The following is a 14,707-nucleotide window of genomic DNA, read 5'->3' on the forward strand; positions in this document are numbered from 1 at the left end:
TTTTTAAAAATCCGGGTTATAACCCGTGTGTCGGGCTTTTATTGCACACTTTTTGCAATATCAAGACCAAGAGACTGCAACATTGCCAGATCCTGACTCATAACACGTCCTTTTGTGGTGAGGTAGTTTCCTATCACGATGGAATTTGCTCCGTTTTGAAAAATTTCTGCCTGACGTTCTTTAAACATAAGTTCGCGACCGCCGGCAACCATAATCCTCTCGGCATCACAAAGTGTTTCGCGTGTCAACCTGATGAGTGCGAGGGCTTCATCCACTGTTAAAGGATTTGGTTCAAGTTCAAGTGCAGGGTTGTGATGATAAAAGTTAACAGGAACCGAAGCAGGGTTGAGTGATTTGAGAGATTCGAGCATAGAAATTCTGTCTTCTTGTGATTCACCAAGCCCGAAAATTCCACCGCTTATGAGTACCAAGCCGGCTTTATTGACATTTTGGCAGGTTTCATATCGTTCACTCCAGGGATGGGTTGTACAAATTTGCGGATAAAAGGCTTCACTTGTCTCAAGGTTGTGATTATAGGCTTTGATACCTGCCTCTTTGAGTGTGAGGAGCTGCTCAACACTTGCTGTGCCGTTACAGGCGATGAGACGTAATTCAGGGGCGACTTTTTGTACCTCTTTGGCAACATCACAAACAAATTTGAGTGTTTTGTCAGTTAAACCTTTATCTGCAGTGACAAGACAAAATCCAAGGGCTCCGTTGTCTCTTGCCGTAATGGCTTCTTGACAGATGGCATCCACAGGCTTTTGTTTGTAACGTTCTATATCTGCTTTGTAGCGCACACTTTGCGAACAAAACTTACAGTCTTCTTTACATGTACCGCTGTTGATATTACAAATGGAACATAAAAATATTTTTTCACTCACTTTTTTGCCTTTCATAAGAAAAAGTTTTTGTGAGCATATACTGCTCCTGCTCTTTCTTTTTTGTATAGTATTTTACTATAAATTTTTTTTCTAAAACTTCAAGCATGGCACACTCAGAAAGCGGTTTGTTTCGTGCGCACACTTCACCGGGGTTTAAAAAGAGTGTACCCCCTGCAAACTCTACTTCAAACTGATGTGTATGTCCAAAGATGACAACCTCGGCATCTCTGCTCATATAAAAAGGCAGGTGCATAAGCTTAAACTTTGTACCCGCAAGTTTAAAATAGTAGGGTTCCTGAACCAGGTGGTACCTGTTATGATATTGTATTAAATGGGCATCATTGTTTCCGTAAACGGCTATATATTTTTTCCCGCATGCTTCAAGCAGCTCCAGTACCTCTTTTTCGACAATATCTCCGGCATGTATAATAAACTCGGCTCCGTTTTGCACCAAAAAATCAAGGGCGGCTTTTGCCTTTTTGACTTTTTTATGTGTATCGGAGAGTATGCCTATTTTCAATTTTTTATCCTCTGCTTCTGTAACTTCTCTGCCACTTTCGCCCGCACTAAAGTACGGGTTCCGAGGGTATTGCGGAATCGGTACTTTCTATGCTAAAGCATGACTTGTGAAAAAAACTAAATTTTTTTCTGTAGTGCCGACTGAGTACGGATTTTATGCCTTGTCTATTTCTTCTCTTGGTGTACGGGCTTTACACTTCACACATTCGTACACCTCTTTATTTCTGTAGGTACGAGGCGCAAGTACACCTGTGCATCCTTTTTCTTTACATTTAATGGTTGTCGGCTCAAACTTTGAGATAAATTTGCAGTCAGGATAGTTTTCACAGCCCCAAAAAGGGCCTCTGCGAGAGTTTTTCAGGCTGATTTTTCCGCCGCAGTCAGGACAAGGAGTCTCACTCACTTTCTCTTCGACATTAATACTTTTTGTATTTTTGCATTCAGGGTAGTTTGAACATGCAAGAAATTTTCCGTTGCGGCCATTCTTTTCTATCATATCCGCACCGCATTTGTCACACTTTTCATCGGCAGTTGTCTCTTTTTTCTCAACAGGATTGCCCTCTTCGTCACACTGCTCTGTATATTTGCATTTTGGAAAACCGGAGCATGCGATGAAGTTTCCAAAACGTCCGCTTCTCAGAAGCAGTTCATGTTTGCCGCATTTAGGGCAGGTGCGCCCAAGCGGTTTGGCAAGTTTGAGCGAGACAATGTTCTCTTTTCCTGCTTCTATCTGCTTCATGAATTTTTCATAAAACTCAAGGAGCAGTTTCTGCCAGTCCACTTTGCCTTCGGCGATTTCATCGAGTTCTTCTTCCATTTCAGCCGTAAAGTTAATATCAACGATATTTGGAAAGTTTTTCTCCAGAATCTCTGTCACGGTAAAAGCGATTTCTGTCGGGATAATCTGCTTTTTTTCTATGGTCACATAGGTACGATTGGAGAGTGTCGCAATTGTCGGGGCATAGGTCGATGGACGCCCGACGCCTTCTGATTCGAGTTTTTTAATCAGACTTGCTTCAGAGTAACGCGATGGCGGTTCTGTGAAATGCTGTTCGGGTTTTACACTCTGAATTTCAGCTTTGTCACCCTCTTTTAAAGTAGGTAAAAGCTTGTCTTTGTCTTCTGCTCCTGTGACCGCATAAAAACCGTCAAAAATGAGTTTTCGTCCGCTTGCACGGAATTCATTTTCATTGCCTTTAAAGATAATGCTTTGCTGCTCAAAGAGCGCATCTTCCATCTGACATGCCATAAAACGCTCATATATGAGGCGGTAGAGTTTGATTTCATCGGCTTTTAAAAATTTTTGTGCCACTTCGGGTGTAAACTGCAGCATAGTCGGGCGGATAGCCTCGTGTGCCTCCTGTGCGCCTTTTGATTTTTTCGTATAAACCTTTGGTTCTTTCGGCAGGTATTTCTTGCCGTAACGGCTTTCAATGATGCCGCGGACTGCACCCACGGCTTCTTGTGCAAGGTTGAGTGAATCGGTTCTCATGTAGGTAATGACCCCTGAAGTACCGTCTGGAGTTTTGACACCTTCATACAGAGTCTGGGCGACCATCATTGTTTTTTTCGGGGTAAATCCGAGTTTGCTTGAAGCAGCCTGTTGCAGGGTTGAGGTCATAAACGGCGGCGGCGTGGCACTTTTTCGCTGTTTTGTCTCAATTTTTGCAATTTTGAAGTCATCATTTTTGACACTTTGGGTAATTGCCTCTGCCTGTTCTTTGTTCTCTATGGAGAGTTTGGAGATTTTTTGCTCTTTGTGTTTGATAAGATTGGCTTCGATATTTGGCTTGAAAAGAGTGTCAATAGTCCAGTATTCTTGAGGAACAAAGGCTTTGATTTCGCGTTCACGGTCTACGACAAGCTTGAGTGTCGAGCTTTGCACACGCCCGCCACTTAAGCCTTTTTGAATTTTAGAAGCAAGCAGAGGCGAGAGCTTGTAGCCTACAATACGGTCAAGCAGACGACGGGCCTGTTGGGCATTGACCATGTCCATGTCTATTTTTCTTGCATTCTCAAGTGCATGCTTGATGGCTGTTTTTGTAATCTCATGAAAGACGATACGCGGGAGTGTTTCGGGGTCTTTTTTGATAGCATGGGCAATATGCCACCCAATTGCTTCTCCCTCGCGGTCCTCATCGGTCGCGATGTAAATTGTGTCGGCTTTTTTGGCTTTTTCTTTTATCTCTTTGACAGTTGGCGCATTTTCTTTGGCGACAGAGTATTTGGGAATGATTTCATGAGTTTCTTCATCAATTGTAATTCCAAAACGGGATTTTGGCAAATCCCGGATGTGTCCTTTTGAGGCAATGACATCATAGTTTTTGCCTAAAAAGTTCTTGATAGTACGGGCTTTTGCGGGTGATTCGACGATTATTAAGTTCAAATAGTTTTCCTATATATAGTATAGTGATTTGGTTTTTGGTTTTGGAAGTGTAGCGAAAAAGAATAAAATAAGGAAATATTTTTAAATTTATAAAATTTGCAAAAAAAATTAAAGTTATTTTTTTGACTGACGATATTGTTACAGTCTCAAGGCAAGGATGCCTTTTAGAGAACAAAAAATACAAAGAGCGAAAGCTCTTCCATAGAAAAGGATTTATTATGGGTTTTAGAATTAACACAAACGTTGCGGCAATGAATGCATTGCGTAATGCAACACAGACAAACTTGGGTTTAGACAAAAGTTTAAATGCTTTATCTTCAGGTCTGCGTATTAACAAAGCGGCAGATGATGCTTCTGGTATGGCAATCGCCAACTCACTGCGTCAACAGGCACAGGGTCTCGGTCAGGCTATCAACAATGCAAATGACGGGATTGGTGTTGCACAGACTGCTGACGGTGCTTTGGATGAGTATACTAAAATTATTGATACTGTCAGAACGAAAGCAATTCAAGCAGCGTCTGACGGGCAAACATTAGATTCTCGTAAAAAAATTCAGGCGGATATTGACAGACTTCTTGAAGAGGCACAGAACATTGCTTCAACGACTTCATTTAATGGTCAGACACTTTTAAACGGTGCATACCAAAATAAATCATTCCAAATTGGTGCATATTCCGGAGAGACTGTAAAACTTTCCATTAGTGATACACAAACCTCACAAGTAGCTGAGTTTTCTTTAGCTGAAACAAGTGTTGGTTTTTCAAGACTTAGTGGTGCTGCAAACAGTGCTGGTGGATCAGCTTCACTTTCTGTTACAGTTGTAAATGCTGATGGGACGACTGCTACAGTATCTACATCTACTATCTCTTTTGCTTCTGGTGCTGATCTTTCCGGATATGAGATAGCGCAGGCTGTTGTTGACAAGTTTAATCAACAGGCACAGGTTGCAGGCGCTGATGTAAGAGCCTCAATCATTGAAGCAACAGGCTCAACTGTAGATAATCCGGAGTATGGAATCCGTATAGATTCTGCTGGTGATTTAACTGGTATGACACTTGGCGATGGTGTTTCAGATGGAAAGTCGACTGCAATTATTGGAAATACTGCTGCCGGTTTAAATAACAACTTGTCAACAGTTGATGTAACTACTCGTAGAGATGCACAAAAAGCAATTACTATTGCTTCGTATGCACTAAAAGATATAGATGCAACACGTTCAGATATTGGTTCGGTCCAAAATCAGCTTGAATCTACAGTGAGAAATATATCGATTACACAGGTGAATGTCACAGCTGCAGAATCTCAAATTCGAGATGTCGACTTTGCTGCGGAAAGTGCAAACTTCTCTAAATTGAATATTCTTGCACAGTCAGGTTCATATGCTATGAGTCAGGCAAATGCCGTTCAACAAAATGTTTTAAGACTACTTCAGTAGTTTTTATAAATTCTCAAGCTTTATGCTTGGGAATTTTCTTTTTCCAGCACTTTGAGTACATGTAGATCTTTTTCATAGGTCTCTATAATCTTTTTAACATTTTTTACAAAAATAGCATGAAATTTTTTTGTGAATTTTTTTGGGTTTTTTAACTCTTTTGTATTAAAAAAATCATCTGCATAGGGTGTAGTATTCATATAATATATGGTCATTAAATCTCTGAGTTCAAAGATGCACTCGTGATTACACATTGCGCTTACCATTTCTATAAGATTGAGTTTAAACATTAAGCTGTCACTGTGCGGAGCATTTTTAAATGTTTCAAGAAGGGCCAAGTAATCTTTAATCTGTCCAATACGACAGTAAATACCATCTATTTCATTTTGATCAAGTTCTGTTGTAGATAAAGTGTCAAAATATTTTTTCATTTCTTTTCTTAAAAGTATTTTGTTTTGTTTTTGTGGTAACGTTACATCTTTAAGAGGGGTTGGGATTGTCTGATCAAGTTTACATCCATCGGAAAGGTTGTAAATAGTTTGCATGGGTGCTTTGTACTTTCGTGTAAAGTAGTTAATAACAGGGATGGAAAGCATAAACAAAGGAGTAGAATTAACCTTTTCTTTGAAGTTGCCTGTTATTTGCAGGATAGCATCGCCAAGGTGAAAATCTTGATTTTCTTTTGTTTGTATTTTTTTATTTTCGATGGAGCGCGCCTTAAAATGATCAGGCGTATGGGATAACCCATCATCACTAAGTGCCAAGTCTATCCCTAAAAGATAAATTTCCGGTGCATTAAAGATAAGTGCAAATGCATGGATAGAGTCTCCCACGCTAGAAACTGTTAAGGTGCTACGGGAGAGTTTGTATTTTGTTCTATCCTCATGCAGATAAATGTTTTCTTTTTTGAAGTGTTCAAACAGCTCACCAGAAACAGAAGCGCTAAAAAAGAGGAGTGTATCATCCAAAAAGCTTAAATCGCCCAAATTTTTAAGCATTTCATGTGTTGTATATACATTTTCATCAATTTGAACAGCAATATCTGGAGTGACACCGACACGTTTAAGTGTATTGAGTGCTGTAAAAGCAGCGACAATTATAAATCTGTCTTGATTGTCTTTTACCCATTGTGCATTTTTATAAAGAGAGGGTCCTGCTCCTAAAACAAGCCATGCCTTTTCTTGAAATATTGTATCACTTTCTCTTTTACGCAAATCAAGAAATTTATATTCTGCATTGATTCTGTCCAAAACTTTTCTGTTTTTTTCTAAAAGACGATTATGAGAATAAGTTGCTTCTGGTCGGGAGATAAGAATAGCTTGAATCTCTCGAATTTTTGCTTCATATGCAGAGGAAAAAAGATGAAACTTTATGAATTGGTTTTTGAAAAAAGCATTGGTATAAAAACCGTTAAAACATTCTCTAAAGCTACCTGCATTATCAGCAATTGAAAAAAAACTTGTTGTATCCATAAGTGCCTGTTTATAATCAATTGTAAAAAGAGAAAGGCGAAAAAGTTCCAGATTGTCTTCTACTATAAGCACTACTTGAAAATCATATTTTTTGATAGCTTTTGGAATATGTAACCCAAGACCCACTCCTAAAAATATAAACTTGTCAAGTTCTTTCATATGACTGGAGTCGTTAATATTTTTATGATAAAGTTCATATATTTCTGCTGTAGTTGCAAAGTTCGTATAGGCATTTGCATTTTTTATTGTCTCAAAAGAAGCTTTTTCAAAGTTTATTTTTCGTAAACTTCTAAAGCTTTGGTCATTCTTTTTTAAGTTGATATTGTCTACAATTTTTTGTGAGAACTCCTGAGAATTCGTATTGTATAGCTTTGCACCGCTTGAAAGTTCTACAACATCAAAATAGCCATTTTCATATACAAGATCATATTTGGCAGAGAGTTTTCCGTTATTGAGCAAACTTTCTAAAGCTAGAATTTTATTAGAAACTTTTTCATTATATTCTTTAAAAAACTCAATATTTTTTTGATAATTTTTAATAGCCTGCTCTTCTATATTTTGCATAAATATCCTTTCATAAGTATTGCAAGCATAAAATATACCAAAATTAATGGTATGAAAGTTGCTAATTGATACGTATGGATATTTTAAAACTAATAGGCAGGGAAAAAGCATTATTTGATGATGACATACAAACATACAAAAATGATTTAGACAAAATTGTAAGTGATGCGAAATTTTTGGTGCTTGGCGGAGCAGGAAGTATTGGGAGTGCTGTTGTAAAAGAAATTTTTTCTCGTAATCCAAAAAAGCTGCACGTTGTTGATATTTCGGAAAATAATTTGACTGAATTGGTTCGTGACATTAGAAGCTCATTTGGTTATATAGAAGGAGAATTTGCGACTTACGCACTCGATATCGGTTCAATTGAGTACGATGCTTTTATTGCACAGGATGGAAAATATGACTATGTACTTAATCTTTCAGCACTCAAACATGTACGCAGTGAAAAAGATTCTTTTACTTTAATGCGGATGATTGAAACCAATATTTTCAATACTGACAAAACTTTACAACATTCTATTGAACACGGAGTAAAAAAATACTTCTGTGTTTCAACTGATAAAGCTGCAAATCCTGTCAATATGATGGGGGCGAGCAAGCGAATTATGGAGATGTATGTGCATAGAAAATCACAACAAATCAATGTCTCTATGGCACGTTTTGCCAATGTTGCTTTTAGTGATGGTTCTCTTTTGCACTCTTTTAATATGCGTCTTGAAAAACAGCAACCCCTTGTAGCGCCGGATGATATAAAACGCTACTTTGTCACACCGAAAGAGAGTGGTGAGTTATGCCTGATGAGTGCTGTCTTTGGGGAGAACCGTGATATTTTCTTTCCAAAACTCTCAGAATCGCTACACCTTGTTTCTTTTGCAGATATTGCTGTAAAATACTTATATGTAAAGGGATATGAGCCTTACATCTGCAAAAGTGAAGAGGAAGCAAGAACTCTGGCAAAAATACTTCCAGAAGAGGGAAAATGGCCTTGCCTTTTTACAAAAAGTGATACCACAGGTGAGAAAGATTTTGAAGAGTTTTTTACTGAAAATGAAGTGTTGGATGTAGAGAGGTATGAAAATATTGGCATCATCAAAAACAAGCTTGATTTTGATGAGAATGCACTCAATGCATTCAGCCAAAAGATTGAAGATTTTAAAAAAAATCTGCAATGGAGTAAAGAGGAGATAGTTGCAGAGTTTTTTAAACTTCTCCCAAACTTTGAGTATGAAGATAAGCAGAAATATTTAGACGGAAAAATGTGATGCAAAAAATTGTAAACTTTATTCAGAACCTCTACAATACAACAGATTTCATCCCCCTGCATGAACCACGATTTCGAGGGAATGAAAAAAAATATCTAAATGAATGTATCGACTCTACTTTTGTCTCATCTGTCGGAAAGTTTGTTAATAGATTTGAAGAGGAGTTTGCCTCTTATGTGGGAAGCAAATACGCCATAGCTACAGTCAATGGCACAAGTGCTTTACATGTAAGTCTCCTTCTTGCTGATGTCAAAGCGGGAGATGAAGTGATCACCCAGGCCCTCACTTTTGTCGCTACATGTAATGCCATAAAATATTGCCAAGCAGAGCCTGTTTTTGTAGATGTTGGGCTTGATACCTTGGGGATGAGCCCTGATGCTTTGGAGTCATTTTTAAAGAAGAACTGCGAAGTTCAAAATGGTGTCTGCCTCAATACTGCTACAAACAAAACTATCAAAGCTGTCGTACCGATGCACACCTTTGGGCATCCTTGCAAAATTGATACAATCGCAGAGATTTGTAAGGCGTGGCACCTTACACTCATAGAAGATGCTGCGGAGTCTTTGGGGAGTTTTTACAAAGGTAGACACACAGGAACTTTTGGAAAAAGTGCTGTGTTTAGTTTCAATGGCAACAAAATCATTACAAGTGGCGGAGGCGGTGTCATCATCACCGATGATGAAGAACTTGCAAAAAGAGCTAAACATCTCACAACCACAGCAAAACTCCCTCACCCTTATGAATACGAACACAACACCATCGCCTATAACTACCGTCTGCCAAACCTTAATGCAGCCCTTTTAGTTGCACAGATGGAACAACTTGAAACATTTTTACAAAATAAACGGTTTTTAAGTCAAGAATATATGCAGTTTTTTAAGCAGTTTGACGATATAGATTTTATTAAAGAGCCAAAAGATGCAAAAAGTAACTACTGGCTCAATGCCATAATATTAAAAGATAAAAAGCAAAGGGATACATATCTTAAGTATCTCAATGAAAATGGTGTGATGAGCCGGCCGATTTGGAGATTGATGAGTGAATTAGAGATGTTTCAAAATTGTCAAAATGATGGACTTCAAAACTCAAAATTTTTGAGTGAACGCATTATCAATATACCAAGTAGTGTGCTATGAAAAAAGAGATAATTTTACTCGGTGGCGGTGGGCATTGTAAGTCTGTTATCGATGTTATTGAGGCTGAAGGTCATTTTAAAATTGCAGGTATTATTGAGAAGTATGTAGGTGAGTCCAAGAGTGTTTTAGGGTATAAGCTTATCGGTACAGATGACGAATTAGAGAAGTTGCGCGAGCAATATGAATACGCTTTTGTCACTGTTGGACACATCAAGTCAAACACCGTACGCATCAAACTTTTTGAAAAACTCAAAAGTTTAGGCTTTACCATTCCCATTATTATCTCCCCTTTTGCCTATGTATCTAAACACGCAAAAATAGAAGCTGGTACTGTTGTGATGCACCATACACTTATCAACGCGGGGGTGCGTGTGGGTGAAAATTGCATCATCAATTCCAAAGCACTTCTTGAGCATGACTGTACCATAGAAAATCATGTACATGTAAGTACAAATGCACTTCTTAATGGTGATGTACATGTAAAAGAACATAGTTTTATAGGGAGTGGCGCTGTTGTGAAACAGGGTTATAGAGTAGAGGGATTTGTCAAAATGGGGAGTGTTGTGAAATGAATGTTTTTATCATCGCAGAAGCGGGAGTCAATCACAACGGTTCTTTGGAGTTGGCAAAAAAACTCATCGATGTAGCGAGCAGTGCCGGTGCTGACGCTATAAAATTTCAAACTTTTAAGGCAGAAAAGCTTGTCAGCCGTGATGCAAAAAAAGCACAGTATCAACAAGAAAATATGCAAGAGACAGATGACTCTCAGTACAATATGCTTAAAAAACTTGAACTCGATGTAGACGCACACCATCAACTCATTAATTATGCAAAAAGTAAAAATATTATGTTTCTCTCCACCCCTTTTGATAATGAAAGCATAGAGATGCTTAATGATTTGGGATTGAAAATATTTAAAATACCAAGCGGAGAGATTACAAATCTACCATATTTACGCCAGATTGGCAAACTCTCAAAAGAGGTAATTCTCTCTAGCGGTATGGCAAGTATGCGAGAAATAGAGGATGCTTTAAATGTTTTAACAAAAGCAGGTACACCAAAGCAAAAGATTACGGTACTACATGCAAATACAATGTATCCAACCCCAATGGAGGATGTAAATTTAAGAGCAATGCCAATAATTGGTAAAAGGTTTGATGTGGCATATGGCTATAGTGACCATACACTTGGAATTGAGGTGGATATTGCCGCTGTAGCAATGGGAGCGAGTGTAATAGAAAAGCACTTTACCCTTGATAAGAGTATGGAGGGACCTGACCATAAAGCTTCGTTGGAGCCAAATGAACTCAAAGCCATGGTCACAGCTATAAGAAATATTGAAACAGCACTTGGAAGCAGTGAAAAAAAACCAAGCAAAAGTGAAACACCAAACATAGAGGTTGCAAGAAAATCCATCGTAGCAGCAAGAGATATTAAAAAAGGAGAGATATTCAGCGAAAGAAATCTCACAACAAAACGCCCTGCCAAAGGAATAAGCCCTATGAAGTGGGATACAGTCATTGGAACTGTTGCACAAAAAGATTATGCAAAAGATGAGATGATATGAAACGAAAAATAGCTGTAGTCACTGCAACTCGTGCAGAATATGGACTCTTGAAACCACTGCTTAAAGAGATCGAGAATGATGATACTCTGCAACTACAGCTTATAGTAACTGGTACACATTTAGAGGAAAACTTTGGTAACACCTACAAAGAGATAGAGCAAGAATTTGATATTGATGCAAAGATTTCAATGGATTTATCTTGTGAGAGCGGGGAGTGTCTATCTTTGGCAATGGCACAACTACAAAAAGATATAACAGAAGTTTTGGTACAACTTTGCCCTGATATAATGGTTATTTTGGGAGATCGTTATGAGATGCTGAGTGTTGCTACTGCTTGTTTAATGTTGCATATTCCTCTAGCACATATTCATGGTGGAGAGCTTACACAAGGGGCAATTGATGATGCCATCCGCCATGCCATTACCAAACTCTCACATCTACACTTTACATCAACAGAGGTATACGCCAAAAGAGTTATACAAATGGGAGAAGAGCCAAGAAGAGTGTTTAATGTTGGTAGTTTAGGGGTACAAAGCATAAAGACTTTGCAGCTTTTAAATAAACAAGAGTTTGAAAAAAGTATTGGCTTCAAACTTGGCAAAAAAAATCTACTTGTAACCTATCATCCTCAAACACTCTCAGAGAAAATTCCAAAAGAGCAATTTAGTACACTTTTAGAAGCTTTAGAGAGTTTAAAAGAGACAAAAATCATCTTTACCAAAGCAAATGCTGATGAGGGCGGACAGATCATTAATGCAATGATAGATGCGTATGTAAAGAGTCATAAAAACAGCATTGTTTTTGCATCTCTTGGACAGCTTCGTTATTTTTCTGCCTTGGAGTTTGTTGATGGGGTGGTTGGCAATAGTTCAAGTGGAATTTTAGAGGTTCCAAGTTTTAAAATTCCAACACTCAATATTGGAGAGAGACAAGAGGGGCGGATTCAGGCAAAGAGTATTATAACTGTAGATATAGAGGCTAATGCCATTAGACAAGGTCTTGAGAAGATTTATGATCCCTCTCTTTTAGAGAGTCTCAAAAGAGTTAAGAACCCTTATGAGGGCAAAGAACCGAGTAAAAAGATAAAAGAGTGCCTAAAAACAGTAGAACTTGAACATATTTTAGAGAAAAAATTTTATGATGTAGGAGGTATGTTATGAGTACATATAAAGAGATTTTGTTACATAAAAATTCAACTATCCAAGAAGCACTCAAAGTGATAGACAAAGGTGCTATGCGTATTGCCATAGTACTTGGGGAAAATGAAAAAGTTGTAGGAACGCTTACTGATGGAGATATCCGCCGTGGGCTTTTAAATGGACTCTCTTTGGACTCTAGTATTGAAAATCTTTACTTTAAGGAACCAACGCTTGCAAATATAAATGATTCCAAAGAACTTATTATCCAAAAAGCGATTCGTAAGCAGATTTATCAGATTCCTATTGTTGATGATGAAGGAAAACTTGTCAAGATTGAAGATTTGGCAAAACTGCTCAAAACAAATGCGAAAAAAAATAGAGTTGTTTTAATGGCAGGAGGACTTGGAACAAGACTGAGACCACTCACGCAGGATGTACCCAAGCCCCTCTTAAAAGTTGGAAACAAGCCTATTTTAGAGACAATTATAGAAAACTTTGCAAAATACGGTTTTGTTAACATTATCATCAGTGTCAATTACAAAGCAGATATGATTAAAAAGTATTTTGGCGATGGAAGTACACTTGGTGTCAATATTGATTATATTCAAGAGGATAAACGATTAGGTACAGCTGGAGCACTTTCGCTGATAAAAGAACGTCCGCAAGAGCCTTTTTTTGTTATGAATGCAGATTTGCTGACCAATGTAAACTTTGAGCATCTTTTGGACTATCACTCGTTTGAGAATTCTGTGGGTACGATGTGTGTGAGAGAGTATGACTATCAGGTGCCTTACGGGGTGATACAGACTGAGGGAAGCAAAATAATATCTATAGAGGAAAAGCCTGTGCACAAGTTTTTTGTCAATGCCGGTATTTATGTTCTTTCTCCTCAGGTCTTTGAATATATTCCAAAAAATGAGTTTTATGATATGCCGACACTTTTTGAAGATATTATAAAAAATGAACTCAAAACTATATCCTTTCCTATTCATGAGTATTGGCTTGATATTGGACGGATGAGTGATTTTGAACAGGCTCAAAATGAGTACAGTGAGATATTCTAATGTTATATGATAAAACTTTTTTAGCCATAATTCCTGCAAGAGGCGGTTCCAAGAGGTTACCTCGTAAAAACGTTCTGGATTTGGCAGGTAAACCATTAATTTCGTGGAGTATAGAAGCTGCCAAACAAAGCAAATATATTGACGAAGTTGTTGTTTCAAGTGATGATGATGAGGTTCTTAATATTGCGAAAGAACAAAATGCTTCAATCATGAAACGCCCTGTAAAACTCGCTACTGATACAGCTACAACTTTTGAGGTTGTTGAACATCTGATAAAAAATTTTGAAAAACAATATACATATATTATTTTGTTGCAACCAACAAGCCCTTTGAGAAAAAGTGAAGATATCGACAAAGCAATAGAGTTCTTGCATACTAAAAATGCAGATGCAGTTATAAGTGTATGTGAAATGGAACACTCACCACTTTGGTCTAATACTCTGCCAAAAGATAAAAGTATGGCGACTTTTTTACATAAAGAAATTTTGAATAAAAGAAGTCAGGATTTAGAAACATATTATAGGCTAAACGGCTCAATTTATATTATAAAAGTCGCGAAACTTTTAGAAAAAAAAAGTTTTTTTTTAAAAGATAATATTTATGCTTATGTGATGGATCAAAAAAAATCAATTGATATCGACACGAAATTAGATCTTGAAATAGCCAATTATTTACTTTCTAAGTCAATATAATAGCTATAGATTATATGGTTTATAATACTGTGCATATCTTCCACTATGCCATATGCTCCTTTCTTTGTTGCTACATGGAAATTGATGTCTGAGAGTTTTTTTAATTTTCCGCCATCAAAACCTGTGAGCCCAATAATAGTAGCACCCTCTTTTTTTGCATACTTGACAGCTTTTGTTATGTTTTTTGAGTTGCCGCTACAGGAAATGGCAATGAGGATATCTTCTTTTTTTATTCTATCTTTGAGTTGCATGTAAAATATATTTTTATACCCAATATCATTGGCAAGTGCTGTACAAACAGGAGTATTATCACTGAGACTTTCTACATCAAAACTTTTTATATTTCTTCTTTTGAGTCCTACTCCTAAATCATTTACCATATGTGAAGCAGTAGCTGCACTGCCACCATTTCCAATAATAAATATTTTTCCAGAAGTGTTGTCTAAGAGTTCTATAATTTTTGCAATTATATCTAAATTACTTTTTTGAAGTGTAGCAATAAGTTTTTTTATGTACTTCTTTGCAAAGTTTTTCATAATAAATACCTTGTGTTAAGTTATGATTGGGTATCTTATCTTAATAATTTAAA

The 14,707-nt window shown here is 37.4% G+C and carries 13 protein-coding genes; 8 read left to right on the top strand and 5 right to left on the bottom strand.

Features of this window, described 5'->3' with window-relative positions; genetic code table 11:
• Nucleotides 1–38 precede the first annotated feature (38 nt).
• The 3 genes from ACM66U_RS00660 to topA all read right to left on the bottom strand — a co-directional run bounded on the left by ACM66U_RS00660 (nucleotide 39) and on the right by topA (nucleotide 3,789).
• Nucleotides 39–884 (bottom strand): biotin synthase, encoded by an 846-nt coding sequence (locus ACM66U_RS00660; protein WP_151901334.1) that lies wholly within the window; start codon nucleotides 882–884, stop codon nucleotides 39–41.
• The gene (locus ACM66U_RS00665; RefSeq protein ID WP_151901333.1) at nucleotides 877–1,404 is read right to left on the bottom strand and encodes a metallophosphoesterase family protein; all 528 of its coding nucleotides are present in this window, start codon (nucleotides 1,402–1,404) and stop codon (nucleotides 877–879) included. The genes ACM66U_RS00660 and ACM66U_RS00665 overlap by 8 nt, the downstream gene beginning before the upstream one ends.
• 153 nt (nucleotides 1,405–1,557) lie before the next feature.
• Nucleotides 1,558–3,789 carry a type I DNA topoisomerase gene (gene topA, locus ACM66U_RS00670; RefSeq protein WP_418640910.1) on the bottom strand — a complete coding sequence of 744 codons (2,232 nt, stop codon included), beginning with the start codon at nucleotides 3,787–3,789 and terminating at the stop codon, nucleotides 1,558–1,560.
• 218 nt (nucleotides 3,790–4,007) lie between these two features.
• On the opposite strand from topA, the gene ACM66U_RS00675 reads away from it, so the two are divergent.
• Nucleotides 4,008–5,225: a flagellin gene (locus tag ACM66U_RS00675; protein WP_151901331.1), complete on the top strand. Its 1,218-nt coding sequence runs from the start codon at nucleotides 4,008–4,010 to the stop codon at nucleotides 5,223–5,225.
• 20 nt (nucleotides 5,226–5,245) lie between these two features.
• Here ACM66U_RS00675 and ACM66U_RS00680 read toward each other — a convergent pair whose 3' ends face one another.
• The gene (locus ACM66U_RS00680) at nucleotides 5,246–7,258 is read right to left on the bottom strand and encodes a 6-hydroxymethylpterin diphosphokinase MptE-like protein (protein ID WP_418640911.1); all 2,013 of its coding nucleotides are present in this window, start codon (nucleotides 7,256–7,258) and stop codon (nucleotides 5,246–5,248) included.
• Nucleotides 7,259–7,332: 74 nt separating this feature from the next.
• On the opposite strand from ACM66U_RS00680, the gene ACM66U_RS00685 reads away from it, so the two are divergent.
• The 7 genes from ACM66U_RS00685 to ACM66U_RS00715 are packed head-to-tail and all read left to right on the top strand — an operon-like array spanning nucleotide 7,333 to nucleotide 14,118.
• Nucleotides 7,333–8,520, top strand: a complete 1,188-nt coding sequence (locus tag ACM66U_RS00685; RefSeq protein WP_151901329.1) for a UDP-N-acetylglucosamine 4,6-dehydratase — start codon at nucleotides 7,333–7,335, stop codon at nucleotides 8,518–8,520.
• Complete coding sequence (locus ACM66U_RS00690) at nucleotides 8,520–9,656, top strand: LegC family aminotransferase (protein ID WP_346389142.1); 1,137 nt, start codon at nucleotides 8,520–8,522, stop codon at nucleotides 9,654–9,656. The genes ACM66U_RS00685 and ACM66U_RS00690 overlap by 1 nt, the downstream gene beginning before the upstream one ends.
• The gene (locus ACM66U_RS00695) at nucleotides 9,653–10,228 is read left to right on the top strand and encodes an acetyltransferase (RefSeq protein WP_151901327.1); all 576 of its coding nucleotides are present in this window, start codon (nucleotides 9,653–9,655) and stop codon (nucleotides 10,226–10,228) included. Before ACM66U_RS00690 ends, ACM66U_RS00695 begins: the two co-directional genes overlap by 4 nt.
• Nucleotides 10,225–11,223: an N-acetylneuraminate synthase gene (gene neuB / locus ACM66U_RS00700; RefSeq protein ID WP_151901326.1), complete on the top strand. Its 999-nt coding sequence runs from the start codon at nucleotides 10,225–10,227 to the stop codon at nucleotides 11,221–11,223. Before ACM66U_RS00695 ends, neuB begins: the two co-directional genes overlap by 4 nt.
• Nucleotides 11,220–12,383, top strand: coding sequence for a UDP-N-acetylglucosamine 2-epimerase (gene neuC / locus ACM66U_RS00705; protein ID WP_418640912.1), 1,164 nt, complete (start codon nucleotides 11,220–11,222; stop codon nucleotides 12,381–12,383). Before neuB ends, neuC begins: the two co-directional genes overlap by 4 nt.
• On the top strand, nucleotides 12,380–13,426 hold the full coding sequence (locus ACM66U_RS00710) for a nucleotidyltransferase family protein (protein WP_418640913.1): 1,047 nt from the start codon (nucleotides 12,380–12,382) through the stop codon (nucleotides 13,424–13,426). Before neuC ends, ACM66U_RS00710 begins: the two co-directional genes overlap by 4 nt.
• The gene (locus ACM66U_RS00715) at nucleotides 13,426–14,118 is read left to right on the top strand and encodes an acylneuraminate cytidylyltransferase family protein (RefSeq protein ID WP_346389147.1); all 693 of its coding nucleotides are present in this window, start codon (nucleotides 13,426–13,428) and stop codon (nucleotides 14,116–14,118) included. The genes ACM66U_RS00710 and ACM66U_RS00715 overlap by 1 nt, the downstream gene beginning before the upstream one ends.
• Here ACM66U_RS00715 and ACM66U_RS00720 read toward each other — a convergent pair.
• On the bottom strand, nucleotides 14,094–14,654 hold the full coding sequence (locus ACM66U_RS00720) for an SIS domain-containing protein (RefSeq protein WP_151901322.1): 561 nt from the start codon (nucleotides 14,652–14,654) through the stop codon (nucleotides 14,094–14,096). The two genes, ACM66U_RS00715 and ACM66U_RS00720, sit on opposite strands and share 25 nt — an antisense overlap.
• Nucleotides 14,655–14,707 lie beyond the last annotated feature (53 nt).

The organism is Sulfurimonas sp. ST-27 (assembly GCF_048081595.1).
Taxonomy (GTDB): domain Bacteria; phylum Campylobacterota; class Campylobacteria; order Campylobacterales; family Sulfurimonadaceae; genus Sulfurimonas; species Sulfurimonas hydrogeniphila.

Bases quoted from the DNA above. Each gene is read 5' to 3' on its own strand.
- ACM66U_RS00675 (WP_151901331.1), top strand. From the start codon at position 4,008: ATGGGTTTTAGAATTAACACAAACGTTGCGGCAATGAATGCATTGCGT.
- ACM66U_RS00680 (WP_418640911.1), bottom strand. From the start codon at position 7,258: ATGCAAAATATAGAAGAGCAGGCTATTAAAAATTATCAAAAAAATATT.
- ACM66U_RS00685 (WP_151901329.1), top strand. From the start codon at position 7,333: ATGGATATTTTAAAACTAATAGGCAGGGAAAAAGCATTATTTGATGAT.
- ACM66U_RS00690 (WP_346389142.1), top strand. From the start codon at position 8,520: ATGCAAAAAATTGTAAACTTTATTCAGAACCTCTACAATACAACAGAT.
- ACM66U_RS00695 (WP_151901327.1), top strand. From the start codon at position 9,653: ATGAAAAAAGAGATAATTTTACTCGGTGGCGGTGGGCATTGTAAGTCT.
- neuB (WP_151901326.1), top strand. From the start codon at position 10,225: ATGAATGTTTTTATCATCGCAGAAGCGGGAGTCAATCACAACGGTTCT.
- neuC (WP_418640912.1), top strand. From the start codon at position 11,220: ATGAAACGAAAAATAGCTGTAGTCACTGCAACTCGTGCAGAATATGGA.
- ACM66U_RS00710 (WP_418640913.1), top strand. From the start codon at position 12,380: ATGAGTACATATAAAGAGATTTTGTTACATAAAAATTCAACTATCCAA.
- ACM66U_RS00715 (WP_346389147.1), top strand. From the start codon at position 13,426: ATGTTATATGATAAAACTTTTTTAGCCATAATTCCTGCAAGAGGCGGT.
- ACM66U_RS00720 (WP_151901322.1), bottom strand. From the start codon at position 14,654: ATGAAAAACTTTGCAAAGAAGTACATAAAAAAACTTATTGCTACACTT.